This window comes from Streptomyces globisporus C-1027 (assembly GCF_000261345.2).
Taxonomy (GTDB): Bacteria; Actinomycetota; Actinomycetes; order Streptomycetales; family Streptomycetaceae; genus Streptomyces; species Streptomyces pakalii.
Map to the genome: position 1 here is coordinate 2,613,761 of NZ_CP013738.1, position 25,270 is coordinate 2,639,030.

General features: G+C 72.2%; 20 protein-coding genes and 3 pseudogenes. 7 read left to right on the plus strand and 16 right to left on the minus strand.

Annotated elements, in window-relative coordinates; translation table 11 throughout:
• The first annotated feature begins 84 nt into the window (after positions 1-84).
• Both WQO_RS35970 and WQO_RS34930 read left to right on the plus strand, forming a co-directional pair.
• A complete protein-coding gene (locus WQO_RS35970) occupies positions 85-828 on the plus strand; it encodes a peptidase C14 (RefSeq protein WP_148660114.1) in 744 nt (247 codons plus the stop codon).
• Between the two features lie 263 nt (positions 829-1,091).
• Positions 1,092-1,900, plus strand: a pseudogene (locus tag WQO_RS34930) (IS5 family transposase).
• Here WQO_RS34930 and WQO_RS34935 read toward each other — a convergent pair.
• The 3 genes from WQO_RS34935 to WQO_RS11275 all read right to left on the minus strand — a co-directional run bounded on the left by WQO_RS34935 (position 1,866) and on the right by WQO_RS11275 (position 4,477).
• On the minus strand, positions 1,866-2,219 hold the full coding sequence (locus WQO_RS34935) for a DUF2750 domain-containing protein (protein WP_010056898.1): 354 nt from the start codon (positions 2,217-2,219) through the stop codon (positions 1,866-1,868). The pseudogene WQO_RS34930 and the gene WQO_RS34935 overlap by 35 nt on opposite strands.
• 195 nt (positions 2,220-2,414) lie before the next feature.
• Positions 2,415-3,173 carry an ABC transporter permease subunit gene (locus WQO_RS11270; protein ID WP_010064890.1) on the minus strand — a complete coding sequence of 253 codons (759 nt, stop codon included), beginning with the start codon at positions 3,171-3,173 and terminating at the stop codon, positions 2,415-2,417.
• A 116-nt stretch (positions 3,174-3,289) separates the two neighbouring features.
• Positions 3,290-4,477, minus strand: a complete 1,188-nt coding sequence (locus tag WQO_RS11275; RefSeq protein WP_237274118.1) for a sensor histidine kinase — start codon at positions 4,475-4,477, stop codon at positions 3,290-3,292.
• Positions 4,478-4,826: 349 nt separating this feature from the next.
• Between WQO_RS11275 and WQO_RS11280 the strand changes: the two genes are divergently transcribed.
• Positions 4,827-5,702, plus strand: a complete 876-nt coding sequence (locus WQO_RS11280; RefSeq protein ID WP_010064892.1) for a peptidoglycan-binding protein — start codon at positions 4,827-4,829, stop codon at positions 5,700-5,702.
• A 167-nt stretch (positions 5,703-5,869) separates the two neighbouring features.
• Here WQO_RS11280 and WQO_RS11285 read toward each other — a convergent pair whose 3' ends face one another.
• Positions 5,870-7,339, minus strand: a complete 1,470-nt coding sequence (locus WQO_RS11285) for an FG-GAP-like repeat-containing protein (RefSeq protein ID WP_010064893.1) — start codon at positions 7,337-7,339, stop codon at positions 5,870-5,872.
• Between the two features lie 263 nt (positions 7,340-7,602).
• Between WQO_RS11285 and WQO_RS11290 the strand changes: the two genes are divergently transcribed.
• On the plus strand, positions 7,603-8,187 hold the full coding sequence (locus WQO_RS11290; protein WP_010064894.1) for a GNAT family N-acetyltransferase: 585 nt from the start codon (positions 7,603-7,605) through the stop codon (positions 8,185-8,187).
• A 13-nt stretch (positions 8,188-8,200) separates the two neighbouring features.
• Here the strand turns inward: WQO_RS11290 and WQO_RS11295 are convergent.
• The 4 genes and pseudogenes from WQO_RS11295 to WQO_RS11310 all read right to left on the minus strand — a co-directional run bounded on the left by WQO_RS11295 (position 8,201) and on the right by WQO_RS11310 (position 14,550).
• Positions 8,201-8,670 (minus strand): annotated as a pseudogene (locus WQO_RS11295) (anthrone oxygenase family protein).
• 478 nt (positions 8,671-9,148) lie between these two features.
• Positions 9,149-10,849 (minus strand): vWA domain-containing protein, encoded by a 1,701-nt coding sequence (locus WQO_RS11300; protein ID WP_079055542.1) that lies wholly within the window; start codon positions 10,847-10,849, stop codon positions 9,149-9,151.
• Positions 10,850-10,987: 138 nt separating this feature from the next.
• A complete protein-coding gene (locus WQO_RS11305; RefSeq protein WP_010064897.1) occupies positions 10,988-11,899 on the minus strand; it encodes an ABC transporter permease in 912 nt (303 codons plus the stop codon).
• Positions 11,896-14,550, minus strand: a complete 2,655-nt coding sequence (locus tag WQO_RS11310; RefSeq protein ID WP_193407181.1) for an alpha/beta fold hydrolase — start codon at positions 14,548-14,550, stop codon at positions 11,896-11,898. Before WQO_RS11310 ends, WQO_RS11305 begins: the two co-directional genes overlap by 4 nt.
• A gap of 243 nt (positions 14,551-14,793) precedes the next feature.
• On the opposite strand from WQO_RS11310, the pseudogene WQO_RS37390 reads away from it, so the two are divergent.
• Positions 14,794-14,985: pseudogene (locus WQO_RS37390) on the plus strand (GNAT family N-acetyltransferase); the annotation flags it as partial.
• On the opposite strand, the gene WQO_RS11320 reads toward WQO_RS37390, so the two are convergent.
• The 6 genes from WQO_RS11320 to iolC form a co-directional block, all read right to left on the minus strand.
• Positions 14,979-15,695, minus strand: coding sequence for a DUF4291 domain-containing protein (locus tag WQO_RS11320; protein ID WP_335339647.1), 717 nt, complete (start codon positions 15,693-15,695; stop codon positions 14,979-14,981). The pseudogene WQO_RS37390 and the gene WQO_RS11320 overlap by 7 nt on opposite strands.
• 79 nt (positions 15,696-15,774) lie before the next feature.
• Positions 15,775-17,277, minus strand: a complete 1,503-nt coding sequence (locus WQO_RS11325; RefSeq protein ID WP_010064901.1) for a CoA-acylating methylmalonate-semialdehyde dehydrogenase — start codon at positions 17,275-17,277, stop codon at positions 15,775-15,777.
• Positions 17,278-17,318: 41 nt separating this feature from the next.
• Positions 17,319-19,286: a 3D-(3,5/4)-trihydroxycyclohexane-1,2-dione acylhydrolase (decyclizing) gene (iolD, locus tag WQO_RS11330; protein ID WP_010064902.1), complete on the minus strand. Its 1,968-nt coding sequence runs from the start codon at positions 19,284-19,286 to the stop codon at positions 17,319-17,321.
• Positions 19,283-20,242 carry a 5-deoxy-glucuronate isomerase gene (gene iolB, locus WQO_RS11335; protein WP_010064903.1) on the minus strand — a complete coding sequence of 320 codons (960 nt, stop codon included), beginning with the start codon at positions 20,240-20,242 and terminating at the stop codon, positions 19,283-19,285. The genes iolD and iolB overlap by 4 nt, the downstream gene beginning before the upstream one ends.
• Before the next feature lie 5 nt (positions 20,243-20,247).
• Complete coding sequence (locus tag WQO_RS11340; protein WP_010064904.1) at positions 20,248-21,150, minus strand: Cgl0159 family (beta/alpha)8-fold protein; 903 nt, start codon at positions 21,148-21,150, stop codon at positions 20,248-20,250.
• Positions 21,147-22,343: a 5-dehydro-2-deoxygluconokinase gene (gene iolC / locus WQO_RS11345; protein ID WP_010064906.1), complete on the minus strand. Its 1,197-nt coding sequence runs from the start codon at positions 22,341-22,343 to the stop codon at positions 21,147-21,149. Before iolC ends, WQO_RS11340 begins: the two co-directional genes overlap by 4 nt.
• A 159-nt stretch (positions 22,344-22,502) precedes the next feature.
• Between iolC and WQO_RS11350 the strand changes: the two genes are divergently transcribed.
• Complete coding sequence (locus tag WQO_RS11350) at positions 22,503-23,429, plus strand: sugar phosphate isomerase/epimerase family protein (protein WP_010064907.1); 927 nt, start codon at positions 22,503-22,505, stop codon at positions 23,427-23,429.
• Positions 23,430-23,525: 96 nt separating this feature from the next.
• Here the strand turns inward: WQO_RS11350 and WQO_RS11355 are convergent, their stop codons facing one another.
• Positions 23,526-24,050 carry a DinB family protein gene (locus WQO_RS11355; protein ID WP_010064908.1) on the minus strand — a complete coding sequence of 175 codons (525 nt, stop codon included), beginning with the start codon at positions 24,048-24,050 and terminating at the stop codon, positions 23,526-23,528.
• A gap of 205 nt (positions 24,051-24,255) precedes the next feature.
• Here WQO_RS11355 and WQO_RS11360 point away from each other — a divergent pair, with 205 nt between their 5' ends.
• Positions 24,256-24,447, plus strand: coding sequence for a helix-turn-helix transcriptional regulator (locus WQO_RS11360; RefSeq protein ID WP_010064909.1), 192 nt, complete (start codon positions 24,256-24,258; stop codon positions 24,445-24,447).
• A 7-nt stretch (positions 24,448-24,454) separates the two neighbouring features.
• Here the strand turns inward: WQO_RS11360 and WQO_RS11365 are convergent, their stop codons facing one another.
• Positions 24,455-25,210, minus strand: a complete 756-nt coding sequence (locus WQO_RS11365) for a class I SAM-dependent methyltransferase (RefSeq protein WP_010064910.1) — start codon at positions 25,208-25,210, stop codon at positions 24,455-24,457.
• Between the last annotated feature and the right edge of the window lie 60 nt (positions 25,211-25,270).

Sequence of the window (25,270 nt, forward strand, 5' to 3'; positions counted from 1 at the left end):
AGCGTAACCAGTTACCTGTAACCAACAGCGTAACCACTTCACCGGGAAGTCCCGGTGAAGCTAACCAGAAGGGACCGTAACCAAATGAACGTAACCGAGGAACTTAGGTCCGTAACCAGGACCCGTAAGCTACTCAATGCAATGCTCTGGCTGATCGTGCTTGGGGCTATCTTCTACTCACTGATGACCAGTACCCCCCTTGTCTCTGCTCACAGTGAATGGGCTTGGTCTGGGTGGGCACTGGGTGTTCTTACCGATGCTGCCTTCATCCTTTCTATCTCCGCCGATGCAGTCCTTTCCAGGCATGGCATTGATAGTGGCAGGTGGCCCACTGTATTCAGGTGGGTTACAGGACTGGCCTCCCTGTTCCTCAACACCTGGAGTTCTGTGGCGGAGAAGGACTGGGTAGGTGTGGCCATCCATGCCATAGCCCCTGCCATCCTGATCTGTGCCGCTGAGGTTGCTCCTATCTACCGCCGTAAGTTCCGGGACCTTGAGACTGTTCTCAGTGCACTGGTTACGGAGGAGAAGGTTACGCATCTGGTTACGCCGAAGAAGGTTACGCGTAACAAGAAGCTGGTTACGCCACTGGTTACGGAGCCATTGGTTACGGGGGCTGTGGTTGCGGCGGAAGAGAAGGAGGTTACGGGTAGCCAGCTAATCGCCCCTTACTCACGTCGGGAACTCTCTGCTACTAAGCAGGGAATCAAGGATGCATTCCTTGCCGGACTCTCAGCTACCGATGCAGCCAAGAAGGTAGGGAAGTCTCGCCCTTACGTCAGCAAGGTCTACAAGGAGATCAGGGAAGGACTGGAGCTGACCGCTTGAGACACCCACGGAGGGCCTGGCCCATGCCAGGTCCCTCCTTAGGATCGATCCTGGAGAACTTAAGCACCTTCACTAGGGGTTCCTGCGCAAGGTGCCTGATAGGGGCTTCCCTGCTAGCCAGGATGCATCGTCCCTGGTTAGAGTCGTGGCTAGTCACATTGCCTTCTAAGAGCGGCTAACACAATGAGCTACATCAGCCCCGGTGGCCGTGCCTCGTAGGCGAGTTGGGCGTTGTCCGGACCGTGGGGACTTCACCGTGGATCGTGCCGGATGACCTGTGGGAGCGGATCGAACCGCTGCTGCCCAAGAAGGAGCGGCGGTTCCGCTACCCCGGTCGACGTCCGGTCCCGGACCGCCAGGTCCTGTGCGGGATCCTGTACGTCCTGCACACCGACATCCAGTGGGAACACCTCCCCAAGGAACTCGGCTTCGGCTCCGGGATGACGTGCTGGCGCCGACTGCGGGACTGGAACCAGGCCGGCGTCTGGCAGCGGCTCCACGAGACGTTGTTGGCCGAGCTCAACGCGGCCGCCCGGCTCGACTGGTCCCGCTGCGTAGTCGACTCCTCGCACGTCAGGGCGCTAAAAGGGGGCTCCACACGGGCCCGTCGCCGGTCGACCGGGGCCGGGCAGGCTCCAAGCACCACGTGATCACGGATGGCCACGGGACCCCGCTGGCGGTCCTCCTCACCGGCGGCAACCGCAATGACGTCACCCAGCTCATGCCGCTGCTGGACGCCATCCCGCCCGTCCGCGGCCGGGTCGGGCATCCTCGACGCAAGCCGGACTCGCTCTTCGCGGACCGCGGCTACGACCACGACATCTACCGCGACCAAGTCCGAGCCCGCGGCATCGTCCCCGCCATCGCACGCCGAAACACCCGCCACGGCACCGGACTCGGCGTCTACCGCTGGGTGGTAGAGCGGACCTTTGCCTGGCTCCACGGCTTCCGACGACTCCGCGTTCGCTGGGAACGTCGAGCCGACATTCACGAAGCCTTCCTCAAACTGGCCTGCTGCCTCATCACCCACCGGCAAATCAGGTCACTGTGCGAGCCGCCGCCAGACGGTTGACAACTTCGTCGGGGGTGAAGCTCCAACCGACCAGGCGCGGCCCGCTCCAGTTGATCCCGATCACGAGTCCATCCCGGGCGGCATCGGGCAGCACGTGATCGCACCAGGTGTCCAAGGGCATGGAATCGATGCGAAGCCCATGTCCCCAGATCTTTGCTGCCCTCTGGGCCCGCGACGAGGTCGACCAGAAAGGCAGACTTCGCGTGCCATCCGCAGAGAGGTGAGTCGGGCTTCCATCGTCACCCCGGACGAGCCAGACCGCGCTGTTCTGGCTGACGTCGCGGAAGAACGCCGCCGCTTCCGCACCACTCTGGCTCATGACCACCGACCTTACCGTCCTCCAGTGCTCATTTCGTTAGGAGTTCTAAGCGCTTGGCCGCAGGTTCGAGTCCTGCCGGGGGCGCCACCGACCGCACGATCGTGAGGCCCTCCGCGCAGGAGGGCCTTTCGTCGGTCCGGGGGACGTTAGCGGGTCCGGCGTCATGGCGGCGTAAGCGGCGGGGACCCGGCCTCTCTACACATCCCGCCGCCGGAGCAGCACCAGCGCCCCCAGCGCGAGCACCGCCGTGTACGCGGCCACCAGGAGCAGGGAGGGCCAGGGGCCCAGGCTGCCCACCGTGTCGGCGGCGGCGTCCGAGGTCTGGGTGAGCTTCTCCAGGGCGGCCGTCGGGGAGAGGCCGGCGATCCAGCGTTCCGCGTCGCCGAGGAACGGGCCGAACAGGGACGGCAGGAGCAGCAGGCCGATCACCGTGGTGACCGCCCCGGCGGAGTGGCGTACGAGGGTGCCGACGGCGAGACCCAGCAGGGCGGCCACCGCGAAGGACGCGGCGATCCCGAACAGGGCGGGCAGCGGCTCGCCCTGGGCGTACCGGCCCTCGGGCAGCAGGGCGTCCCCGACGAGGTAGGCGAGCGTGCAGGAGGCCAGGGCGAGGACGTACATCACGCCCGCCACCAGCGCGGCCTTGGCGGCGAGGACCGTGGAGCGGCGGGGGCGGGCCGCGAACGTCGTCCGGATGGTGCCGCTCCTGCACTCCCCCGTCACCACCAGCGCACCCACCACCGCCGCCAGCATCTGGGCGACGACGGAGAGCGTGAGGCTGCCGCCGAGGACGGTCTCGTCGGACTGGAGGCTTCCGGTCGTGGCGACGAACACCGCGCCCAGAACGGGCAGTACGGCGGTCGCCACCGTCGTCCACACCGTGGAGCGCACGCTGCGGAACTTGATCCACTCGTAGGCCAGGGCCTGGGCCCCGGGAGCGGCTGTCGTCGTCATCGGACTGTCTCCTTCCGGTGGAGCGCGGCGGGGTGACCAGGCCCGTTTCATAGGCGATGACCACCAGCTGGGCGCGCCCGCCGCCTCGGGGGCCTTCAGCCGGGCGAACTCCTCGATCACCTGGCGGGTGACGGCGGGGGCGAGCAGGCTCCGGCCCGCCGCGACCGTGCGGATCGCGGTGCGCAGGTCGTCCGGTGACGGACTCCGCCGCCCACCGCGACTGCCCGCTCCCGCATGCCGATCAGGCCGAAACCCTGCCCGGAGTCCGGGGCGGCGGACGGCCGCGCCGGGGGGCCATCGTCCACCACCTCGACGATCAGCCGACCGCCCTCGCAGGTCACGGACACGGCGGCCTGCCGTGCCGCGGAGTGCTTCACCACGTTCGTCAGCGCCTCCTGCACGATCCGGTACGCCGTGGCCTCCACGACCGCCGGAAGCGCGGCGCCCCGGGTGTCCCGCCGCAGGCTGACCCGTACGCCGCCCGCCTCGCCCCCCGCGACCAGTTCGTCCAGCTGGTCGAGGCGGGGCGCCGGGGCCGTGGACTCCGCCGCGCGCAGCACGGACAGCGTGGCGCGCAGTTCCCGTACGGCCTCCTTGCCCGAGGCCCGCACCTGGGTCATCGCCTGCCGCGACACCTCCGGCGCGGCGTCCAGCGCGTCCAGGGCCACTCCGGCCTGCACGGTCATCGCGCTCACCGTGTGGGCGAGGATGTCGTGGATCTCCCGGGCGACCCGCACCCGCTCCTGGCGGACGCGGCGGGCGGCCTCCCGTTCGCGGTCCTCCTCGGCCCGGGCGGCGCGCGCCGCGTACTCCGCGAGCAGCTCCCGGCGGGTCCGCACCACCTCGCCCAGGAGCAACGGGACGAGCGGCCAGACCATCTCCAGGACGGGCAGCCCCTGCGGGTTGACCACGTCCCGGCCGACCCTCAGCGCCACGAGGCCGGAGACCGTCGCGCCGATCGCCCCGGTCCACAGGGTGCGCCGGCGGTCCCCCAGCACCGCGACCGTGTACAGCGCCACGATCACGGGGAGGTTCAGCAGCTCGCCGATGTGCCCGTGCAGCGCCCACCCGGCGCAGGCCGCCCCGGTCACGCAGACCACCGGAACGGGCCACCGGCGGCGGCAGGCGAGCGCCGCCAGCGAGACCACGAGGAGGGCCCAGGTCAGCGCGTCGGCCTGCCGGTAGCCGGGTTCGTTGACGGCCGCGTCGGCGGTGGTGAACGCCCCCACCACCGCCACCACCAGCAGATCCGCGACGATCGGCGGCAGCGCCCGCACCCGGGCGGCCAGGCGGTCCAAGGTCATCACCCCCTCACGGCAGGAGGCACGGCACCCGGCCGCATACGCCGACGGGAGTAGGGCGACGCGTCCGACGGCCGCGACCTTCGAGCAGGAGTTCGGACACAACCGGACGGGAGTTCGGGTGCGGTGAAACCTTCCGCCCGGCGGGACGTTCGTCAGGGCATGGGAGCGGGCAAATCGATCAGGTGGGCTCCGAAAGGCGGAATCCCCTCCCGCAGGACCGGCCCCCCACCCCGTCCCGTCACCCGGCGGGCATGCGCGCCCCCGTGCCGCCGCCCGCCCGCCCGGTCCCGCCGCCCGCACACCGAAGCGCCTGCGTGAACCACGCACCATCAGGGAAAGGAGCGCCGCGATGGCGACGCCGCTGTCCGCCGACAAGCTGCTCAAAGCCCTCCGCGACGAAGGCCTCCACGTCGTCGAACACCGGAGCTGGCGTACCAACAACCGCAACCACAAGGGTCCTTGGGGGCCGACGCACGGGGTGATGATCCATCACACGGTCACCTCGGGCACCGCGTCCTCCGTCGAGCTCTGCTACAACGGCCACTCCGCCCTGCCGGGACCGCTCTGCCACGGTGTCATCGCCAAGGACGGGACCGTCCACCTCGTGGGGAACGGGCGGGCGAACCACGCCGGGCTCGGTGACGACGACGTCCTGCGCGCCGTCATCGCGGAGAAGGCGCTGCCCCCGGACAACGAGGCGAACACCGACGGCAACCGGCACTTCTACGGCTTCGAGTGCGTCAACCTCGGTGACGGGAAAGACCCGTGGCCGGCGGCCCAGTTGCTGGCGATCGAGCGGGCCGCCGCCGCCGTCTGCCGGGCGCACGGCTGGTCCGAGCGGTCGGTGATCGGCCACCTGGAGTGGCAGCCGGGCAAGGTCGATCCGCGCGGCTTCACGATGAACTCGATGCGTTCGCGGGTCGGCAAGCGGCTGGACGGCGCCCCGGACGGCCCCTCCAAGCCGCCGCCGAAGCCGACGTACGAGCCGTTCCCGGGGGCCGCGTTCTTCACGGTCGGCCGGAACAGCGCCGTCATCACGGCGATGGGCAAGCGACTGGTGGCCGAGGGCTGCGGCCGGTACACGGTGGGGCCGGGCCCCGCCTGGTCCGAGGCCGACCGGAAGTCGTACGCCGCCTGGCAGCGCAAGCTGGGCTACTCGGGCGGGGACGCGGACGGCATTCCCGGGAAGAGCAGTTGGGACCGGCTCAAGGTGCCCAACGTGTGACACGCGGGAAGGCGGCCCGGCTCGCGCTCTCCGGGAAGCTCCGGACGAGCGCGAGCCGGGCCGCCACACGCGGATCAGCCGTCAGCTGTTTCAGCGGCTGGCCGTCAGCGCTCAACGGGCAGCGCTCAACGGGCAGCGCTCAGCGGTCAGCGGTCAGCGGTCAGCGGTCAGCGGTTGAAGCTGCTGCCCAGTCCTGCCTTCGTGGCCACCGTGCCGAGCGTCCCGTGCCCGAAGCTGAACGAGCCCTTGGCCGCCAGGCCGGAGGCGGCGGCCGGGAACACCCACAGGGAGCCCTCGCCCGCGTTCTCGCCCGGTGCGCCCACGGCCAGTTCGGTGCGGCCGTCGCCGTTCAGGTCGCGCAGGGACACCGCGCCGCCGAACCGGTCGTCCTTCTCCACGGCTCCGACGACATCCGGGGTGCCCTGGTTGAAGCCGTAACTTCCCTTGCCCGTCGGGCCGGTGGCGGTGCCGGGGAGGACGACCATGCCGCCCGCGTTCGCGACGGTGCCCTGGTCCTCGCCGGGGACGCCCACCGCGATCTCGCCGTAGCCGTCGCCGTCGGTGTCCCCGATCGCCACGGACGCGCCGAAGTTGTCGCTGTGCTCGGCGGCTCCGGGGACGCCGGGCGAGTCCTGGTTGAGGACGACGGCCTTGGTGCCCTGCGGTCCGCTCGCGCTGCCCGGTACGTAGGTGAGCATCCCGCCCTTGGCGAGCGGCAGGTCCAGGTCGCTGTCGTACCCGCCGATGGCGCGCCCGACGGCGAGGTCGGCGTACTTGTCGTTGTTCACGTTGCCGACGGCGAGGTGTTCGCCGCCCTCCAGGGAGTACCCGTCCTTCCCCTTGATGGTGGTGAGCTCCTGGCCGAGCCCGGCCGCCGAGCCGAGGCCGATGTGGATGCGCCGGGCGTCGAACTCGTCGCCGTCGTTGACCAGGACGGCGAGGTCGTCGCGCCCGTCACCGTTCACGTCGCCCGCCGCCAGGTCGAGGTAGCGCTCGTCGTCGAGGTTCGGGATCTCGCCCTTCCCGGCCGCCGCGCCGTCCCGGGTGAAGGGGCCGGTGAGCGTGCGCAGGGCGGCGCCGCCCCCGACGACGAGGTCGGGTGCGCCGTCGCCGTTGAAGTCGCCGACGGTCAGGCCGCGCCCGAGGCCGTCGTACTCCTCGCCGGACAGCAGGACCGCCCCGCCGGCCAGGCCGCCGGGGCCGCCCCACAGGACGGTCGCACCGCCCGCGGCTTCGGCGGCGCCGACCGTCTCGCCGGGCGATCCGACGACCAGGTCCGCGTAGCCGTCCCGGTCGAGGTCGGCGGAGGTGACGGAGGTGCCGAAGGCGTCACCGGCCTCCGGAGTGCCGGGGACGCCCGCCGACGCCTGGGTGAACACCCTCTTCGCGGAGTCCTTGACCCCGGTGCGGGAGCCGTAGGCCACACCGACGTATCCGGCGCCCTTGAACCCCTTGACCGTCGCTCCGGGCGCGGCGAAGGCCAGGTCCGGGTAGCCGTCGCCGTTGAAGTCGGCGCGGGGGCCGTGGGGATCGGGGGCGGGGGCCGGTGCGGCCTGGGCGGTGGCGGGCAGGGCGACGACTGCGGTGGCGAGGGCGAGGGCCAGGACCACACCGGTACCGAGTGCTCGGGATGTCACAGGGACTCCTTCTGCTGGAACGTTCGCTGCGACGGTGACGGGCGGACATGCAGCGGGAAAGCGCTGTCCACCCGTCGCCGTGGCGTACTTGGCTGACACGGAAACGGAGAAGATCGAGTGGCCACTCGCACCCCTTCAGACGGGCTCACCGGGCGAAGGGTTGTGCCGGGCAGGGCAGTTCGCGCTCGCGCCGCCCTCTAGGGTTTCCCCGCGGCACCGGTGAACTGCCGGTGGCCCGCCGAGGGATTCCGAGGGACGGTGCGATGACGACCGAGGTACGAACGGTGCAGGCCGGCGAGGTGATCCGGTACGCCGACGGCATCCGCGACGTGTACGCGAGAGCCTTCTCCGCCCCGCCCTGGAGCGAGGATCCGGCGGGGGCCGACCTCTATGCGGAACGGCTCGCCCGGGACGCGCTCCGGCCCGGGTTCACGGCGGCGGTGGCGACGGCCGGGGGGACGGTAACCGGTTTCGCCACGGCCTGGATCACCCCGGAGGTCTTTCCGGCCGACCGCAGCTACGGACAGGTCGCCGAGACCCTCGGGGAGAGGCGTACGCGGGCGTGGCTCTGCGGGGCGCTGGAGGTGAACGAGCTGGCGGTCGCCCCGGAGGCGCACGGCGGCGGGCTCGGCGCGGCGCTGCTGGACGCGGTGACGGGGCCCGCCCCGGGCGGCCGTTGCTGGCTGCTGACCTCCGTGCGGGCCGAGGCGGCCCTGCGCCTGTACGAGCGGACCGGCTGGCGGCGGGTCGACACACCCGTGCCGGGGAAGGCCGCCCTGGTGGTGCTGCTCGGCCCCCGGCATCCGGGGCGGGAGGACGCAGGGGGCGGGGACGGGGACGGCCGGTAGCCGCGCCCCAGGCCTACAACGCGACGGCCAGCAGCACGAACGCCGCCAGCGAGAGCACCGTGCGCACCCGGTGCAGCATGTTCCAGCGGGACTCGAAGGCCGTGCGGGCCGCGCTGTCGTCGCCGTCCTCGGAGCCGGCGAGGGCGTTGTTGAGCGGGATGTTCCCGGCCACGGTGATCAGATGGCCCACGACCGAACAGATCAGCGCCGCCAGGATCGCCGGCCCCGCCCCATCGTCGTGCTCGCCGAGGCCCGTGACGAACGCGGCGGCGAGCAGCGCGACGACGCCGAGGAACAGGACCAGGAAGACCGGCCCGGGGACCTTCTCGTTGAAGCGCCGTATGGCCGGGGTGAACTGCTCGTCCGTCAGTTCTGCGAGGCCGGGAATGATCCCGGTCACGAAGGTCAGCATGAAGCCCGCGTAGAGGCCGGTGACGATCGTGGCGAGCACCAGGAGGAGGAGGAGGTCACGGCGGACATCATGGCCCGGGAGGGCGGTGAGCAGGACGCATTATCGGGCGGCCGTGCGGCCGGACGCGCCCACACCGGGGTCCGGTGCGGGTGGGGCTCGGTGCGGGCCGGGTACGGCGCGGGGAGACCCGGGCCGGGCAGGGGCCGGGCCGGGCAGAGGCCAGCACGGGCAGAGGCCAGCACGGGCAGAGGCCGACACGGGCAGAGGCCGACACGGGCAGAGGCCGGCACGGGCGGAACCCAGCGCGGATCCACACCCGGCGGGCACCGGCGCACCGGCGCCGGCGCATGCGGGCCCCGGCCGACACCGGCCCCCGTGCGGGCCGGCCCTCGCGCACGCGGGGTCCGGCCCGCAGCTCCAGGCCCGCGGGCCCGATCCCAGGGAGGCTCCAGTGCGGGCGGGGCCGGCCCGGGCAGACCCCGGCGCACACAGGCCCCGGCGCACGCGCCCCCGACCAGCACCGACGCCGGCCCGCGCGGGCGGTCCGTCTCAGCCGATCTCGCCCTCGCTCGGTTCCGGTTCGTCGTCCGTCCCGGCTCCGCGCTGCAGCCGGTCCGCCTGGCCGATGGCCGTGGCGAGCTTCTCCACCGCGCTGTCCTCGGTCGACTCCGCCAACCCGGACGCCTGGGAGGCGAGTTCGCCCAGGCCGGGTGCGCCGGGCAGGTCACCTCCGCGCAGGCGGTCGGCGAAGTAGGCCGCCACGGCTGCGACTTGGAGCCGGTCGTTCTCGCCGCCCCAGAGGGTTGTGTCGACCGCCCCGGTCGTGACGGTCCCGGTCTCCTCCTGGGCCTTGCGGGTCTTGGGGTCGAGCCAGCGGACCGTCGCCCTGGCCACCGTGCCGGACGCGCCCTCGCGCAGCCGTACGGCGTACAGAGCGGTCACGGTGTGGCCGGGACCGACCTCGCCGCCGTCGACGCTGTCGTCACGGAAGTCCTCGTCGGCGACCTTGCGGTTCTCGTAGCCGATCAGCCGGAACTGCTGCACGTTCTTCCGGTCGAATGCCACCTGGGCCTTGGCGTCGCGGGCCCGGATCTCCAGGTGGGCGGGCAGCTGGTCGACGAAGACCTTGCGGGCCTGCGTCTCGTCGCCGACGTACGTGGTGTTGCCGTCGCCCTTGTTGGTGAGCTGCTCCATGAACGCGTCGCCGTAGTCGCTGCCGACACCGACGCCGAAGAGCGTGATGCCGTACTCGCGGCGAGCGGAGTCGATCTTCTTCAGGATGCCCTCGGCCTCGGTGTCGCCGGTGTTGGCGAGGGCGTCGGAGAGGAGCACCACGCGGTTGGTGGCGCCTTCGCGGTGGCCCTCGACCGACTCCTCGTAGCCGCGGGTGATGCCCGCCTCGACGTTGGTGGACTGGGCGGGCTCCATCTCCGCCACCACATCCTTGATCCGGTTCCGGTTGCCCTTGATCCGGGTCATCGGCAGCCGGGTCTCGGCCTCGTTGCTGAAGGTGACCAGGGAGAGGGAGTCGTCGTCGCGCAGTTCGTCGGTGAGGATGGCCAGGGACTTCCGGACCAGGTCCAGGCGGCCCGTCTCGGACATGGACCCCGAGATGTCGACGACGAACGTGAGCGCGGCGGGCGGCCGTTCGGAGGCGGGCGGTGCGGTCCTCGTGGCCAGGCCGACCCGCAGCAGCGACCAGTCGGAGGCTCCGGTTCCGCCGTCCCCGCCGTTTCCGGAGCCGATGCGCGCCCCGTCGACGTTGACGGAGAAGCCGTTGCCCTCGGGCCGTTCGTACCCCTGGCGGAAGCTGTTGACGAACTCCTCGGGGCGTACGTCCTCGGCCGCGGGCAGCCGGCCGTCGCCGAGGGTGCGGCGCGCGTAGCCGTAGCTGGCGGTGTCCACGTCCAGGGCGAAGGTGGAGAGGTAGTCGGGCGCCTTGACGTCCGGCGCGGCGGAGGCCCCGGACTCGGCGTCCCCCTCCGGTGCGGCCGACCGGCCCGTCCCGGGCGCCACCGCGTCCGGCGCGGGCTGTCCGCCGCCGGTCGAGCTCTGCCCCTTGCGGGAGCCGGAGCTCACATCGCGCGTGCTGCTCGATCCGCCGTCGGAGGCGCTGCAAGCGCTGAGCGCCACGGCACCCGCGAGGAGCAGCGCCACAGCCCCCGCCCGGCTGCCTCCCGCCCGGCCCCCTACCCGGTACCCCGCTCGGTCTCCCGCCCGCTTCTCATGTCGTCGGCCGGCCTGGTTCATGCGTAACCCCCCACGTCGTCACGGTGTCCTCGACACCTGTGAATGTGACGTACGGGCCCGCCGACCGGAGTCGACGAAAGCGTTGCGGAACCATCTCGATGCGGCAACAGCGGGCGGGAAACCGGCGGAACATCAGGTTCAGGACACGATGTCCTTACGACTGAACCCGCGGAAGGCCAGCGCGAACAGGATCAGGGCATAGGACACTGATACGGCCGCGCCCTTGATCATGCCGCCCCACTCCAACTGCGGCTGGAGCGCGTCGGCCCAGGCGAACTGCCAGTGCGCGGGCAGGAAGTCGCGCCAGGAGCCGAGCGCGGTCACCGCGTCGAGCACATTGCCGACGATGGTGAGGAAGACCGCGCCGCCGACCGCGCCGAGCGGCGCGTCCGTCTTGGTGGAGAGCCAGAACGCCAGCCCCGCCGTGACCAGTTGGGAGACGAAGATGAACGCCACGACGAGCGCGAGGCGCGGCACGGTGTCCCCGGCGGACAGGGCTCCCCCGGTCGGCAGTTTCAGCGGCCCCCACCCGTAGGCCGCCGTCCCCGCCGCCAGCGCGACGACCGGCAGGAGCACCATCGCGGCGAGGCTGAAGCCGAGCGCGACGACGAGCTTGGACCACAGCAGCCGTACGCGCGGTACCGGCGCGGCGAGCAGGTAGCGCAGGGACGACCAGCTCGCCTCGGAGGCCACGGTGTCCCCGCAGAACAGGGCCACCGGGATCACCAGCAGGAAACCGGCCGAGACGAACAGCGAGGTGGCCGCGAAGTTCGCGGCGGACTCGGTCGCCACGTCCATCAGGTTGATCCGGCTGCCGCCGCCCCGGCCCCCGCCTCCGTCCTCGCCGTCCGGCGTGCCGCCGATCGCGAAGGCGATGATCAGGATGAAGGGGAGGGCGGTGAGCACCCCGCCCATGAGCAGGGTGCGGCGGCGGCGCAGTTGCCGCATGGCCTCGACGCGGAGCGGGAGCGTCCGCCCGGCGCGGTAGCCCGCGGCCTCCGGGTGTTCGCTCGCCACCCGGGCCTCGGGCGGCTGGACGGGGGCGCTCATGCTGCTCCTCCGGAGATCAGGGTGAGGAAGGCGTCCTCCAGGCGGCGGTGCGGTCCGACGCCGGTGACCGGGACGTCGAGCCGGACCAGGTCGGCGACGAGCCGCGAGGTGGTGGCCCCGTCCAGGCGGACGAGGAGCCCGAGCCGGTCGTCGGTGGGGACGGCGGAGCCGATGCCGGGCAGGGCGGCGACCTTCTCCGCGAGCGGTTCGGACACCTCCTCTGCCGTGGTCACCAGGATCATGTCGCCGGAGCCGGTGATCTCGGCGACCGGACCGGCCTGCACGAGCCGACCCCGGTCCATGACGACCAGGTGGGTGCAGGACTGTTCGACCTCCGAGAGGAGGTGGCTGGAAACGATGACGGTCCGGCCCCCGGCCGCGTACCGGATCATCACGTCCCGCATCTCGCGGATCTGCGGCGGGTCGAGCCCGTTGGTCGGCTCGTCGAGGATCAGCAGGTCCGGCATGCCGAGCATGGCCTGCGCGATGGCGAGCCGCTGCCGCATGCCCTGGGAGTACGTCCGTACGGCACGGGCCAGCGCGTCGCCGAGGCCCGCGATCTCCAGGGCCTCGTCGATGTGGGAGTCCTCGGCGGGGCGGCCGGTGGCCTGCCAGTACAGGTCGAGGTTGGCGCGCCCGGAGAGGTGCGGCAGGAAGCCCGCGCCCTCCACGAACGCCCCGACCCGGGACAGCACCGGGGCGCCGGGCCGGATGGCCTGCCCGAAGACGCGGATCTCGCCCTCGTCGGGGGTGATGAGCCCCATGAGCATGCGCAGCGTGGTCGTCTTGCCCGCGCCGTTGGGGCCGAGGAGCCCGAGCACCTGGCCCTTCTCCACGCTGAAGGACAGCTCGCGCACGGCGTACCGGTCGACGGACTTCGCGTACTTCTTGGAGAGCCCGGTGATCTGGAGCGGTACGTCGGCGAGTTCCGGGTCCGGGGCGGGCGTCGCGGTCCGCCGCCGGGCGGTGATCAGGAGTGCGGCCGCGATGACGAGCGCGGCGGCCGGGAGACCCCAGGTCCACCACGGGAGGGCGGCCGCTGCGGTCTTCACGGCGGGTGCGGTGGGGACGGTCAGCGGTCCGTCGAGGGTCACGTCGTACGTGGCGGGCTCGGCCGGGGACGCGTAACCGAGGTCCGTCGCGGAGAACACGAGGCGCATCCGGTGTCCGGCGTCGAACTCGTGGTCCACGGCGGGCAGGGCCAGCTCGATCGGCTTGCCCTGCTGGTCGGGGGTGATCCGGTAGGGGGCGACGAGCTGGTGGGGCAGCACCTGCTGTCTGCCGTCCGGCGACACGTCGTACACCTTGCCGAAGAGCACCGCGTCCCGGTCGCCGTCGGCCTTCACGTTCACCGTGACGGTGGGCGTGCCGGTGACGCGTACGGAGCTGTCCAGCGGCGCGGACTCGAACCGGCCGAACTGTCCGGGGAAGTCGAGCGAGAGCCCGACGCCGAGGGAGGAGAGCCGGGCGAGTCCGCCGCCGACGCCGGGCACGGCGGAGATGGCGGGCGGTACGGATCCGGCCGGGTTGCGGAAGGTCTTCGTCCCGCCGTCGAGCGCGATGTCCCGGCCGCCGCTGCGCAGCCCCGGGTAGGTGTCGCTGCTCGCACCGCGCAGGAGGGCGGCGCCGTCGGTGGAGTCGACGCCTCCGGTACGGGTGACGCGGAAGGCGGGCCCGGTGGCGGTGCCGGTGTCCTCCTTGAGATACCGGTCGAACCAGTCCCCGACCCGCCCCTCCACCCGGCTCGTCTCGCTGTCGCCGCCGTCGTGGCCGCCGGAGATCCAGTCGACGGAGACGGGTGCGCCGTTGGCGCTGATGGCCTTCTGCATGGCGTCGGCCTGGCCGAGCGGGAAGAGGGAGTCGGACTGCCCCTGGAGGAGCAGTGAGGGGACCTTGATGCGGTCGGCGACGGCGGACGGCGACCGCTCGGTGAGGAGCTTCACCGCCTCGGCGTCGGGCTTGCCGCTGACGGCGACGCGCTCGTACATCTCGCAGAGCTGCTTCTCGAACCGCTCGCAGCCGCCGCCGGTGGTGATGAAGATCCCGGCCCAGAGCTTCTTGAAGACCCCGTCGGGGAAGAGGGCGTCGGCGAGGTTCCAGTAGGTGATGACGGGCGCGATGGCGTCGACGCGCTCGTCGTGCCCGGCGGCGAGCAGGGACACGGCCCCGCCGTAGGAGGCCCCGGTGAGACCGACCCGGGGGTCGCCCTTGCCGTCCAGCTCCACCTCGGGCCGCTCGGCGAGCCAGTCGATGAGCCGGGAGACGTCCTCGACCTCGTGGTCGGGATCGTTGAGGGAGATCTTCCCGCCGGACTTCCCGAAGCCGCGCGCCGACCAGGTCAGCACGGCGTATCCATCGGCGGCCAGCTTCTCGGCCTGGGCCCGGACGTCGTTCTTGCTGCCGCCGAACCCGTGCCCGATGAGCACGGCGGGCCGCTTACCGGAACCCTTGGCATGGAAGTACGAGGTGTCGATCGGCACCCCGTCCATGCGCAGGATCCGGTCCTCGCGCTGCACGGCGGGCGAGCCGTCGTCGGCGACGGCGGACCAGGTGCCGCCGCCCACGAGCACGGCGAGCGCGGCGCCGACCGCGGCCCACCGGCCAGGTGTACGGGGCAGCAGGCGCCGCCATCGAGCAGTAGGGGTCTCCATCCCTCGACCCTAAACGGAGGACGCAAGCCGGTTGCGTGCCGCCAGGGTGAAGTGCGCGGCCTCCCTGAGAGGTACGGTGCGCCTCGCCCGTACTCCGGACGCGGTACGGAATTTCTGCCCCGGGAGGCCATTGTGGACATTCGCCCCGCTTCGACCGTCGCGGAGCTCCTGGCCGCCGGCCATCTCTTCGACGCCCCTCCCCGCGAGGAGTGGGCGGCCCGTTTCCTCGCCGCGGGCGGTCATGTGCTGCTGATCGCATACGTGGACGGTGTCCCGGCGGGCTTCGTCTCGGGCATCGAGATGCTGCACCCGGACAAGGGCACGGAGATGTGCCTGTACGAACTCGCCGTCGACGACCCCTTCCGCCGCCGGGGCATCGGTGGGGCCCTGACCCGGGCGCTGGTGGACCTCGCCCGGGAGCGGGGGTGCTACGACGTGTGGGTCGGCGTGGAGCCGGACAACGAGGCGGCGCTCGCCACGTACCGGTCGGCGGGGGCGGGTGACGACGGGCGGTTCGCGATGCTGGTGTGGGAGTTCGGGGGCGGGGCCGGGCGGTAGCCCCCCGGCGCCGCGAGGTCGAGCGGCGTCTCCACGGGCAGCAGGGCGGCGGCCCGCTCCCGCTCCCCCGCCCGGACCGCCGCGTGGACCTCGCGGGCGAGCGGGGTGACATCGCGTACGGAGACGGTCCACTCGTCCGCGTACCGCCGGGACGCCTCGCCGCTCAGCCCGAGCTGGAGGGAGCGGTACGGGAGGGGGTTGAGGTCGAGGTCGCGTTCGGGGTCCCACTGCACCCGGGCGGGGGCGGCGCGCAGGCTGCGCTGCCAGGAGGCCTGATCCGGGTGAACTCCGCTGACGTAGTGGGAGATTTCGGCGTGGGCGAGGGCCCATTCCAGACCGGACCGCTCGATCTCGACGGCGAGGACGACCTCCTGCCCCTCCTTGGTGCCCCAGCCGCAGCGGTACATCATCCACAGGAAGCTGGGCTTGATCCAGGTCATCCGGTCCCGCTTCCACTCGGCGGGGAACCGTCCGTCGCGGGCGGCGGGGAGGCCGATGGCCGGCCGGTACGCCTGGTAGACGGTGACCGTCGTGGCGGTCTGGAGCGCGCGGATCTGGTGGCGGGGCGGGACGGGCGGGGTGTTCATGTGCCCAGGATGCGGGACACGGCAGCGCTCGGGCATCCGGATTTCGCCGGAGGCCCGGGCGCTGCCGGGGGTGCGTCGGTCAGTGGTTGCGCGGGAAGCCGAGGTCGACGCCGGCCGGGGCGTCGGCCGGGTCGGGCCAGCGGGTGGTGGTGACCTTGCCGCGGGTGTAGAAGTGCACGCCGTCGTTGCCGTAGATGTGGTGGTCGCCGAAGAGCGAGTCCTTCCAGCCACCGAAGGAGTGGTAGCCCACGGGGACCGGGATCGGCACGTTGACGCCGACCATGCCGGCCTCGATCTCCAGCTGGAACCGGCGGGCCGCGCCGCCGTCGCGGGTGAAGATCGCGGTGCCGTTGCCGAACGGCGAGGCGTTCATGAGGGCGACGCCGTCCTCGTACGACTCCACCCGGAGCACGCACAGGACCGGGCCGAAGATCTCGTCCTGGTAGGCGTCGGAGTCGGTGGAGACCTTGTCCAGGAGGGACAGGCCGATCCAGTGGCCGTCCTCGAAGCCCTCGACCGTGTGGCCCGTGCCGTCGAGGACGACCTCCGCGCCCTGGGCGGCGGCGCCCGTGACGTACGAGGCGACCTTGTCGCGGTGGGCGGCGGTGATCAGGGGGCCCATCTCGGAGGTGGGGTCGTTGCCGGGGCCGATCTTGATCTTCTCGGCGCGCTCGCGGATCTTCGCGACCAGCTCGTCGCCGATCGCGCCGACCGCGACGACCGCGGAGATCGCCATGCAGCGCTCACCGGCGGAGCCGTACGCCGCCGAGACCGCCGCGTCGGCGGCGGCGTCCAGGTCGGCGTCCGGGAGGACGAGCATGTGGTTCTTCGCGCCGCCGAGCGCCTGGACGCGCTTGCCGTTGGCGGAGGCGGTGGCGTGGATGTAGCGGGCGATGGGGGTGGAGCCGACGAAGGAGACGGCGGCCACGTCGGGGTGGTTGAGCAGGCCGTCCACCGCGGTCTTGTCACCGTGCAGGACGTTGAGGACGCCGTCCGGAAGGCCCGCCTCGGACGCCAGCTCGGCCAGCAGGTTGGCGGCCGACGGGTCCTTCTCGCTCGGCTTCAGCACGAACGTGTTGCCGCAGGCGATGGCCAGGGGGAACATCCACATCGGCACCATGGCCGGGAAGTTGAACGGGGTGATGCCCGCGACCACGCCCAGCGACTGGCGGATCGAGGAGACGTCGACCCGGTTGGATACCTGGGTGGACAGCTCGCCCTTGAGCTGCGTGGTGATCCCGCACGCCAGCTCGACGATCTCCAGACCCCGGGCGACCTCGCCCAGCGCGTCCGAGTGCACCTTGCCGTGCTCGGCGGTGATCAGCGCGGCGATGTCGTCGCGGTGGGCGTCGAGCAGCGCGCGGTAGCGGAAGAGGACGGCGGTGCGCTGGGCGAGCGAGGAGGTGCCCCAGGTGGCGTACGCGGCCTTCGCCGCCGCCACGGCCGCGTCGACCTCCGCCACGGAGGCCAGCGCGACCTGCGTGGTGACCGCGCCGGTGGCCGGGTCGGTGACGGGACCGTACTGGCCCGACGTGCCCTCCACTGTCTTGCCGCCGATCCAGTGGTTGACGGTCTTCGTCATGACGTACTCCTTCAGGCTTCGGGCAGGCGCGGGGGCTGGTCTCACAGGTGGCGGCGTCGGGCGGCGACCTGGCGGTCGTACTCCTCCCGGGCCTTCACCGCCGCCGGTCGGCTCGCGGTTTCGGCTACCGGAACATCCCACCACGCCTGCGCCGGAGGGGGGCCCGACACTGTGTCGGGCGTTTCGGTCTCGACGTAGACACAAGTGGGGCCCTCCGCGTCGCGGGCCTCGGAGAGGGCTTTGCGCAGGTCGTCGACGGTGGCGGCGCGCAGGACCCGCAGGCCGAGGGAGGCGGCGTTGGCGGCCAGGTCGACGGGGAGCGGCGGGCCGGTGAAGCCGCCGTCGGGGTCGCGGTGGCGGTAGGCGGTGCCGAAGCGTTCGGCGCCGACCGACGCGGAGAGGCCGCCGATGGAGGCGTACCCGTGGTTCTGGAGGATCAGCAGCTTCAGCGGCAGGTTCTCCTGGACGGCGGTGACGATCTCGGTGGGGTTCATCAGATACGTGCCGTCGCCGACCAGGGCCCAGACGGGGCGGGTCCGCTGCCCGGTTCCGGCGGCGAGCAGGACGCCGATGGCCGCCGGGATCTCGTAGCCCATGCAGGAGTAGCCGTACTCCACGTGGTACTGGTCGCGGGAGCGGGTCCGCCAGAGTTTGTGCAGGTCGCCGGGGAGGGAGCCGGCGGCGTTGATGAGGATGTCCTCCTCGGTGACCAGGTCGTCCAGGAGCCCGAGGACCTGGGTCTGGGTGGGGCGCGCGGTGGGGTCGGGGGTGGCGAAGGACGCCTCGACCCGTTCCTCCCACGCCTCCTTCGCGCCGGTGTACTCCGTCTCGTACGCCGGATCGACCCGGTAGCCGCGTCCGGCGAGGGCCGCCGTGAGTGCCTCAAGCCCCGCGCGGGCGTCGGCGACCAGGGGGAGGGCGGCCAGCTTGTGGGCGTCGAAGGCGGTGATGTTGAGGTGGAGGAAGCGGACGGCCGGGTCGGCGAAGAGGGTGCCGGATGCGGTGGTGAAGTCGGAGAAGCGGGTGCCGATGCCGATGACCAGGTCGGCGGTGCGGGCCAGCTCGTCGGCGGTGGCGGTGCCGGTGTGGCCGATGCCGCCGACGTCGGCCGGGTGGTCGTGGCGGAGCGCGCCCTTGCCCGCCTGGGTGGAGGCGACCGGGATGCGCGTCGCGGCGGTGAACGCGGCGAGCGTCTCCTCGGCGGCGCTGTGCCGGACCCCGCCGCCCGCGACGATGAGGGGGCGGCGGGCGGAGCGGATCGCCCGTACCGCCGTCTCCAGCTCGTACGCGTCGGGTGCGGGCCTGCGGACGTGCCAGTCGCGCTCGGCGAAGAACTCCTCAGGCCAGTCGTACGCCTCCGCCTGCACGTCCTGCGGCAGCGCGAGCGTGACGGCCCCGGTCTCGGCGGGGTCGGCGAGGACCCGCATCGCCTGGAGGGCGGCCGGGATCAGCGCCACCGGCCGGGTGATCCGGTCGAAGTAGCGCGAGACCGGCCGCAGACAGTCGTTGACCGACACGTCACCGGCGTACGGCACTTCGAGCTGTTGCAGGACGGGGTCGGCGGGCCGGGTCGCGAAGGTGTCCCCGGGCAGCAGCAGGACGGGCAGCCGGTTGATCGTGGCGAGGGCGGCCCCGGTGACGAGGTTGGTGGCCCCCGGCCCGATGGACGTGGTCACCGCCTGCGCGGAGAGCCGCCCCGACTGGCGGGCGTACCCCACGGCCGCGTGCACCATGGCCTGTTCGTTACGGCCCTGGAGATACGGCATGCGGTGCGCGGAGCCGTTCCCTCCGTGGCCCGCCTCCACGAGCGCCTGGCCGATGCCCGCGACATTGCCGTGGCCGAAGATGCCCCAGGTGGCGCTGATCAGCCGCTGCCGGCGGCCGTCGCGCTCGGTGTACTGCCGGGCCAGGAAGGCGACCAGGGCCTGAGCGGTGGTCAGACGGCGGGTGGGGGTCGGGGCCTTCGGGCTCGCGGAACGTTCTGGGCTCGCGGGACTCGTCGGGCTCAAGGCGTTACCTCCGGGCCGGGCGACGGATGCGCCGTGTAGAGCGGGAGTCTGGCGTCGATCGGCTCATCCGGCCAGGTGTCGCGGATCCACCGGTGGTCGGGATGGTCGCTGATCAGCCAGGCGCGCTCCTCCCCCGGCCCGGCCATCACGTTCAGGTAGTAGAGCGTCCGGCCGGGCGGGGCGATGGACGGGCCGTGCCAGCCGTCGGGGATGAGGACCACGTCACCGCCGCGGACTTCGGCGAGGACGTCCGTACCGCCGTCGCGCGACGGGGAGACCCGGTGGTAGCCGAGCCCGCCGTCCTGCACCTCGAAGTAGTAGATCTCCTCCAGTTCGCACTCCTCGCCCGGCACGTGCTCGTCGTGTTTGTGGGGCGGGTAGGAGGACCAGTTGCCGCCGGGGGTGAGGACCTCGACGGCGATCAGCCGGTCACAGTCGAAGGTGTCGGCGGCGGCGAAGTTGTTCACCTGGCGGGAGCAGGTCCCGGAGCCGCGCAGCTCGACGGGTACCTCCGGCGCGGGGCCGTAGCGAGCGGGGAGTCGTCGCTCGCACCTCGCTCCTGCCAGGGCGAAGCGGCCTCCTGCGCCGGAGGAGATCTCTGCGCGGGCGTCGCGCGGTACGTAGGCGAAGTCGGAGACCCCGCTGAACACACTCTCCCTGCCCCGCAGTTCAAAGGTCTCACCTGCGATACGCACCGTACAGCCACCGGCCAACGGCAGGACGATCCATTCGCTGCCTCCGGTGACGAGCGTGTGAACACCACCCGGCTCCAGCTCCAGCACCCGCAGGGCGGAGCGGTCCCAGCCGGCGCCCTCGGGATCGATGTCGACGGCGTACGCCCCGCGCGCGGCGCTGCCGGACGGAAGGTGGAACCGGTGCTGTTCCTGTCCCTGGTCTCCGAGCTGTCCCTGTCCCTGGCCCTGGTGCTGCCCCTGGTCGGGGTGATCCGTCGTCATGGCCCTTACCTACCCGGCCGGAGCAGCGATACGGCGGTGTCGACGGCGAGCGTCACGTCCCCGTCGACCGGGTAGAGCAGTGAGCGTCCCACGACCAGCCCCCGCACCGTGGGCAGCCGCAGCGCGTCGCGCCACTTCCCGTACGCGGCGTCCTGGTCGTCGCCGACCTCGCCGCCGAGCAGGACGGCGGGCAGCGTGGAGGCCTCCATCGCCCGGCCCATGGCGTCGGGGTCGTCGGTGACGGGCACCTTCAGCCAGGTGTACGCGGACGTCCCGGCGAGGCCCGACGCGATGGCGATGGAGGTCGCCACGGCGGCGGCGCCGAGGTCGTTGCGGAGGCGGCCGTCGACGCGGCGGCAGAGGAACGGTTCGACGAAGACGGGCAGCCGGTGGGCGGCCATCGCGTCGATGGTCCGGGCGGCGGTGTGCAGGGTGTCCAGCGAACCGGGGTCGTCGTGGTCGATGCGCAGGAGCAGCTTTCCCGCGTCGAACCCCTGCCGGACCAGGTCGTCGGGGCGGTAGCCGGTGAACCGGTCGTCGAGCTCGAAGGCCGCGCCCGCGAGACCGCCGCGGTTCATCGACCCCATGACGACCTTGTCCTCCAGGGCGCCGAGCAGGAGGAGGTCGTCCAGGACGTCGGCCGATGCGAGCACCCCGTCGACCCCGGGGCGGGAGAGGGCGAGGCAGAGCCGCTCCAGCAGCTCGAAGCGGTTGGCCATGGCGAGGGACCGGTCCCCCACGGCGAGCGCGCCGCGCGCGGGGTGGTCGGCCGCGATGATCATCAGCCGGTCGCCGGGGCGCCGGATCAGCCGCCGCCTCTGCCGTCGCGCGGCGGCCTCGGCGACGGCTTCGGGCCGCTCGGCGCGCAGCCGGACGAGCGCGGAGAGGGAGGGCGCGAGCGGCGTCATGAGCCCGCTCCGGTCCGGGGGGCCTTGGGGGCTTCGGGGGCGGCGGGGGCAGTCGCAGGGACCGTCCCGGCGCCCGGGGCGGCCGGAGCTCCCGGACGGGCCGCATCGCCCGAGGCGGTCGGAGTCTCCGGATCGGCCGCACCGCCGGTCTCGGCCGCTGTGCCCGGGTCCGCCCGCGACGCGAGTTCCGCCGTCACGGCGCCTGCCGCGAGGGCCTCCTCGACCTCGTCGGGGAACGGCATCGCGGACGAGCAGGCGAGCCGGGAGGCGACGATGGCGCCGGCCGCGTTCGCGTACCGCGCGATGCGGCCCAGCGGCCATCCGGCGAGCAGCCCGTGGCAGAGCGCGCCCCCGAACGCGTCCCCGGCGCCGAGGCCGTTGACCACTTCGACCGGCAGCGGCGGGCAGTCGGCGGTGGTGCCGTCGCGGTGGACGGCGAGGACGCCCTTCGGCCCCTGTTTGACGACGGCGAGCTCCACCCCGGCCGCCAGCAGGGCCCGGGCGGCGGCGTACGGTTCGCGTTCGCCGGTCGCGACGGCGCACTCGTCGACGTTGCCGACGGCGACCGTGGCATGGGCGAGCGCTTCGCGGTACCGCGCGGGCGCCTCGAAGCTGTCGTCGCCCCCGTCCCAGAACATCGGCCGCCAGTCGAGGTCGAAGACGGTGGCCGTACGCCGCGGGGCGCCCGCCGGGCGCTCGGCCCGCGCGGCGCTCTCGCTGCGGGCCCGGAGGGCGGCCAGCGTCGCGGACCGGCTCGGCTCGGCGCTGAGTCCGGTGCCCGTCATCCAGAAGATCCTGGCGTCGCGCACGGCGTCCAGGTCGAGGTCCGGGGCGTGGATCTCCAGATCGGGGGCCTTGGGCCGCCGGTAGAAGTAGAGCGGGAAGTCGTCCGGCGGGAAGATCTCGCAGAAGGTGACCGGGGTCGGATACTCCGCGACGGCCGTCGCCCAGCGGGGGTCGACGCCGAACCGCTGCAGTTCCTGGTGGAGGTAGGCGCCGAAGGGGTCCTGCCCGGTCCGGGTGATGACGGCCGTACGCCGGCCCTGCCGGGCCACCGCCACGGCGACGTTCGCCGGGGAACCACCGAGGAACTTGCCGAACGTCTCGACCCGGGCGAGCGGTACCCCGACCTCCAGCGGGTAGAGGTCCACCCCGATCCGCCCCATGGTGATCACGTCGTACGGCTCAGGCATGCCCATCCCTTCGCACCACCGGCTCGCACCGCCGGTTCGCCCCACCGGTGGCCGGCTGGTCCCAGGTCTAGCCCTCCGCCCGGAACCCTGTCAACATTTTGTCCGGACATTCGGACGAACCCTTGACACTCTTCCGCGCGGGCCAGGAGGCTGGCCGTTATGACCCCCTCCGTCCCCTCCTCGGCCCGCATCCGTATCGGCTCGGCCCCCGACTCCTGGGGCGTGTGGTTCCCGGACGACCCGCAGCAGGTGCCCTGGCAGCGCTTTCTCGACGAGGTGGCCGAGGCCGGCTACGCGTGGATCGAGCTCGGCCCGTACGGCTATCTGCCCACCGATCCGGCCCGGCTGGCCGACGAGACGCGCGGCCGGGGGCTCACGGTCTCCGCCGGAACCGTCTTCACCGGATTGCACCACGGCCCGGACGTCTGGGACCGGACCTGGGCGCATGTCGCGGACATCGCCGCGCTGACCCGGTCCATGGGCGCCGAACACCTGGTCGTCATCCCCTCGTTCTGGCGTGACGACAAGACGGGCGAGGTGCTGGAGGACCGCACGCTCACCCCCGTGCAGTGGCGCGATCTGACCGCGCAGACGGAGCGTCTCGGCCGGGAGGTCCGGGAGCGGTTCGGGCTGCGGATCGTCGTCCACCCGCACGCCGACACCCACATCGACACCGAGGAGAACGTCAACCGCTTCCTCGACGCCACCGATCCGGACCTCGTCTCGCTCTGCCTGGACACCGGGCACTACGCCTACTGCGGCGGAGACAGCGTCAAGCTCATCGAGACGTACGGGGAACGCATCGGCTACCTCCATCTCAAGCAGGTCGACCCGGAGATCCTGGCGGCGGTGGTGGCGGACGAGGTGCCGTTCGGCCCGGCGGTGGCCCGGGGCGTGATGTGCGAGCCGCCCGGCGGGGTCCCCGCGCTGGAACCGGTGCTGGACGCGGCGCGGGCCCTGGACGTCGACCTGTTCGCGATCGTGGAGCAGGACATGTACCCCTGCCCACCGGACAAGCCGCTCCCCGTCGCACGCCGCACCCGGGAGTTCCTCCGCTCCTGCGGTCGCCCCGGCTCCCCCCTCTGAGCCCGGGGGCTGGGGGCCGGGGGGGGACCGGAGGGCGGCGCTCAGGCCCCGGGCCCGCAAGGCCCCCGGGACCGGAACCCGGGCTCCAGCAGCGGGTCAGACCCCCGTACGTCCGTCCACGCGTTCGCGGATCAGGTCGGCGTGGCCGCAGTGCCGTGCGTACTCGCCGATCATGTGCGTGTAGATCCAGCGCAGCGTGACCCGCGCGCCCATGAACGGGCTGGTGTCGTCGAGCGCCCGCGCCGCGCAGTTCTCCCGGGCCGCCGCCACCTCTCCCTCCCACCGCGCGAGCGCCTGGGCATAGGTGGCGTCCTCGGCCAGCCCCCAGCCGCCCTCGCGGCCCTGACTCCCGTCCCCGCCGCCGGCCGGAGGGGCGAAGAACGGCGGGGCGTCCTCCTGTGCGAGCACCCGGCGGAACCAGTTCCGCTCGACCTCGGCCAGATGCTGGAGCAGTCCGAGCAGGGTGATCGGCGAGGGCGCCGCCGACGCCTCGCGCAGGCCCTCCTCCGGCAGGTCAGCACACTTCTGGGCGAGGGTGGCGCGATAGAAGTCGAGCCAACTCTCCAGGGTGGTGCGTTCGTCGGCGTCCAGTGGGGGCATCGGGCGTTCGGCAGTGCTCATGCCTTTCATCGTGGCACCCGGGTCTGACAGCAGCCGCGCTTCATCCTTTCTGTCACAGCAGTAACCGTTTCGGGACACATGTCTCCGTTACGCGGGTTTTCTGTCACAGCCGGTCGACAGCCCCACCCCGCCTGCCGCCCGGGGTCGTTCAACCGAGCACAGGCTGAGTGATCGTCGACTTGGTCAGTGCAGAGAGGTGTCACCGATGACGGACAGAACGCTCTGGTCCTACAAGGACATTGCCGCGCACATCCAGGTCCAGCCGGACACCGTCCGCTCCTATCGCAAGCACGGGCTCCTGCCCCCGCCCGACCAGGTGAAGAACGGGAAGCCGTACTGGTACGGAGACACCGTCCGCGCCTGGGTCGCCTCGCGCCCCCGCAACCGGGGGCGCTGACGCCCGATCACTCCTCTTCGGCGGCCCTGCGGAAGAGGGCCGTCCAGAGGAACGGCTCCCCGAAGAGCGGGGATTCGGGCGCCTCGTCGTTCATCCGGCGCAGTTCGATCTCCGTCAGCCCGGAGAAGACGCGGCGCAGCTCGTCGTCCGTGTAGGCGAGTCCGCCGTGCAGGCCACCCGTCAGATAGAGCTCGGCGTCCGGCAGTTCCGAGCCCATCCCGCCCGCTCCGGCGGCGAAGCAGGTGAGTGCGAAGTGGCCGCCGGGCGCCAGGCAGCGCTCCAGGAGGGCGAGATAGCTGATCCGCCGGTGGGGCGGCAGATGGTGGAAGCAGCCCGAGTCGTAGATCAGGTCGTAGGGGCCGGTGAGGGCGGCCCCCGTCGCCGTCAGGGCGAACGCGTCACCGTGGTGGAACCGGACGGAGCCGGCCCCCGCTTCCTCGGCCCGCTCCCGGGCCCAGGCCAGCGCCGCCGGGGAGAGGTCGACCGCGTCGACGTCGAAGCCGAGCGCGGCCAGGTGGAGCGCGTTGCGGCCGGGCCCACAGCCGAGTTCGAGCGCGCGCCCCGGGGCGATCCGCCCTTGGCGGAGGTGGGCGTCGAGGTTCTCGTCGGGCTTGTCCGCGAAGAACGGCACCTCCCGTGAACGGTCCGCGTAGAACGCGTCCCACCAGGACGCCCCGTCGGCCGTCCACCGGTCCGCCTCCGGGGCGAACAGGCCGTCCATCAAAGCCAGTACGTCATCGACCGTGGATACGTTCCGGTCCATCCGGGCCCCCTTCTCCGTTGAGGGAATTTTAGGCTGGATGAGTAGGAAATCCCAGGTCAG

Coding starts and splice junctions, on each gene's coding strand:
- WQO_RS35970 (WP_148660114.1), top strand. CDS start 85: ATGAACGTAACCGAGGAACTTAGGTCCGTAACCAGGACCCGTAAGCTA.
- WQO_RS34935 (WP_010056898.1), bottom strand. CDS start 2,219: ATGAGCCAGAGTGGTGCGGAAGCGGCGGCGTTCTTCCGCGACGTCAGC.
- WQO_RS11270 (WP_010064890.1), bottom strand. CDS start 3,173: ATGACGACGACAGCCGCTCCCGGGGCCCAGGCCCTGGCCTACGAGTGG.
- WQO_RS11275 (WP_237274118.1), bottom strand. CDS start 4,477: ATGACCTTGGACCGCCTGGCCGCCCGGGTGCGGGCGCTGCCGCCGATC.
- WQO_RS11280 (WP_010064892.1), top strand. CDS start 4,827: ATGGCGACGCCGCTGTCCGCCGACAAGCTGCTCAAAGCCCTCCGCGAC.
- WQO_RS11290 (WP_010064894.1), top strand. CDS start 7,603: ATGACGACCGAGGTACGAACGGTGCAGGCCGGCGAGGTGATCCGGTAC.
- WQO_RS11300 (WP_079055542.1), bottom strand. CDS start 10,849: ATGAACCAGGCCGGCCGACGACATGAGAAGCGGGCGGGAGACCGAGCG.
- WQO_RS11305 (WP_010064897.1), bottom strand. CDS start 11,899: ATGAGCGCCCCCGTCCAGCCGCCCGAGGCCCGGGTGGCGAGCGAACAC.
- WQO_RS11310 (WP_193407181.1), bottom strand. CDS start 14,550: ATGGAGACCCCTACTGCTCGATGGCGGCGCCTGCTGCCCCGTACACCT.
- WQO_RS11320 (WP_335339647.1), bottom strand. CDS start 15,695: ATGAACACCCCGCCCGTCCCGCCCCGCCACCAGATCCGCGCGCTCCAG.
- WQO_RS11325 (WP_010064901.1), bottom strand. CDS start 17,277: ATGACGAAGACCGTCAACCACTGGATCGGCGGCAAGACAGTGGAGGGC.
- iolB (WP_010064903.1), bottom strand. CDS start 20,242: ATGACGACGGATCACCCCGACCAGGGGCAGCACCAGGGCCAGGGACAG.
- WQO_RS11340 (WP_010064904.1), bottom strand. CDS start 21,150: ATGACGCCGCTCGCGCCCTCCCTCTCCGCGCTCGTCCGGCTGCGCGCC.
- iolC (WP_010064906.1), bottom strand. CDS start 22,343: ATGCCTGAGCCGTACGACGTGATCACCATGGGGCGGATCGGGGTGGAC.
- WQO_RS11350 (WP_010064907.1), top strand. CDS start 22,503: ATGACCCCCTCCGTCCCCTCCTCGGCCCGCATCCGTATCGGCTCGGCC.
- WQO_RS11355 (WP_010064908.1), bottom strand. CDS start 24,050: ATGAGCACTGCCGAACGCCCGATGCCCCCACTGGACGCCGACGAACGC.
- WQO_RS11360 (WP_010064909.1), top strand. CDS start 24,256: ATGACGGACAGAACGCTCTGGTCCTACAAGGACATTGCCGCGCACATC.
- WQO_RS11365 (WP_010064910.1), bottom strand. CDS start 25,210: ATGGACCGGAACGTATCCACGGTCGATGACGTACTGGCTTTGATGGAC.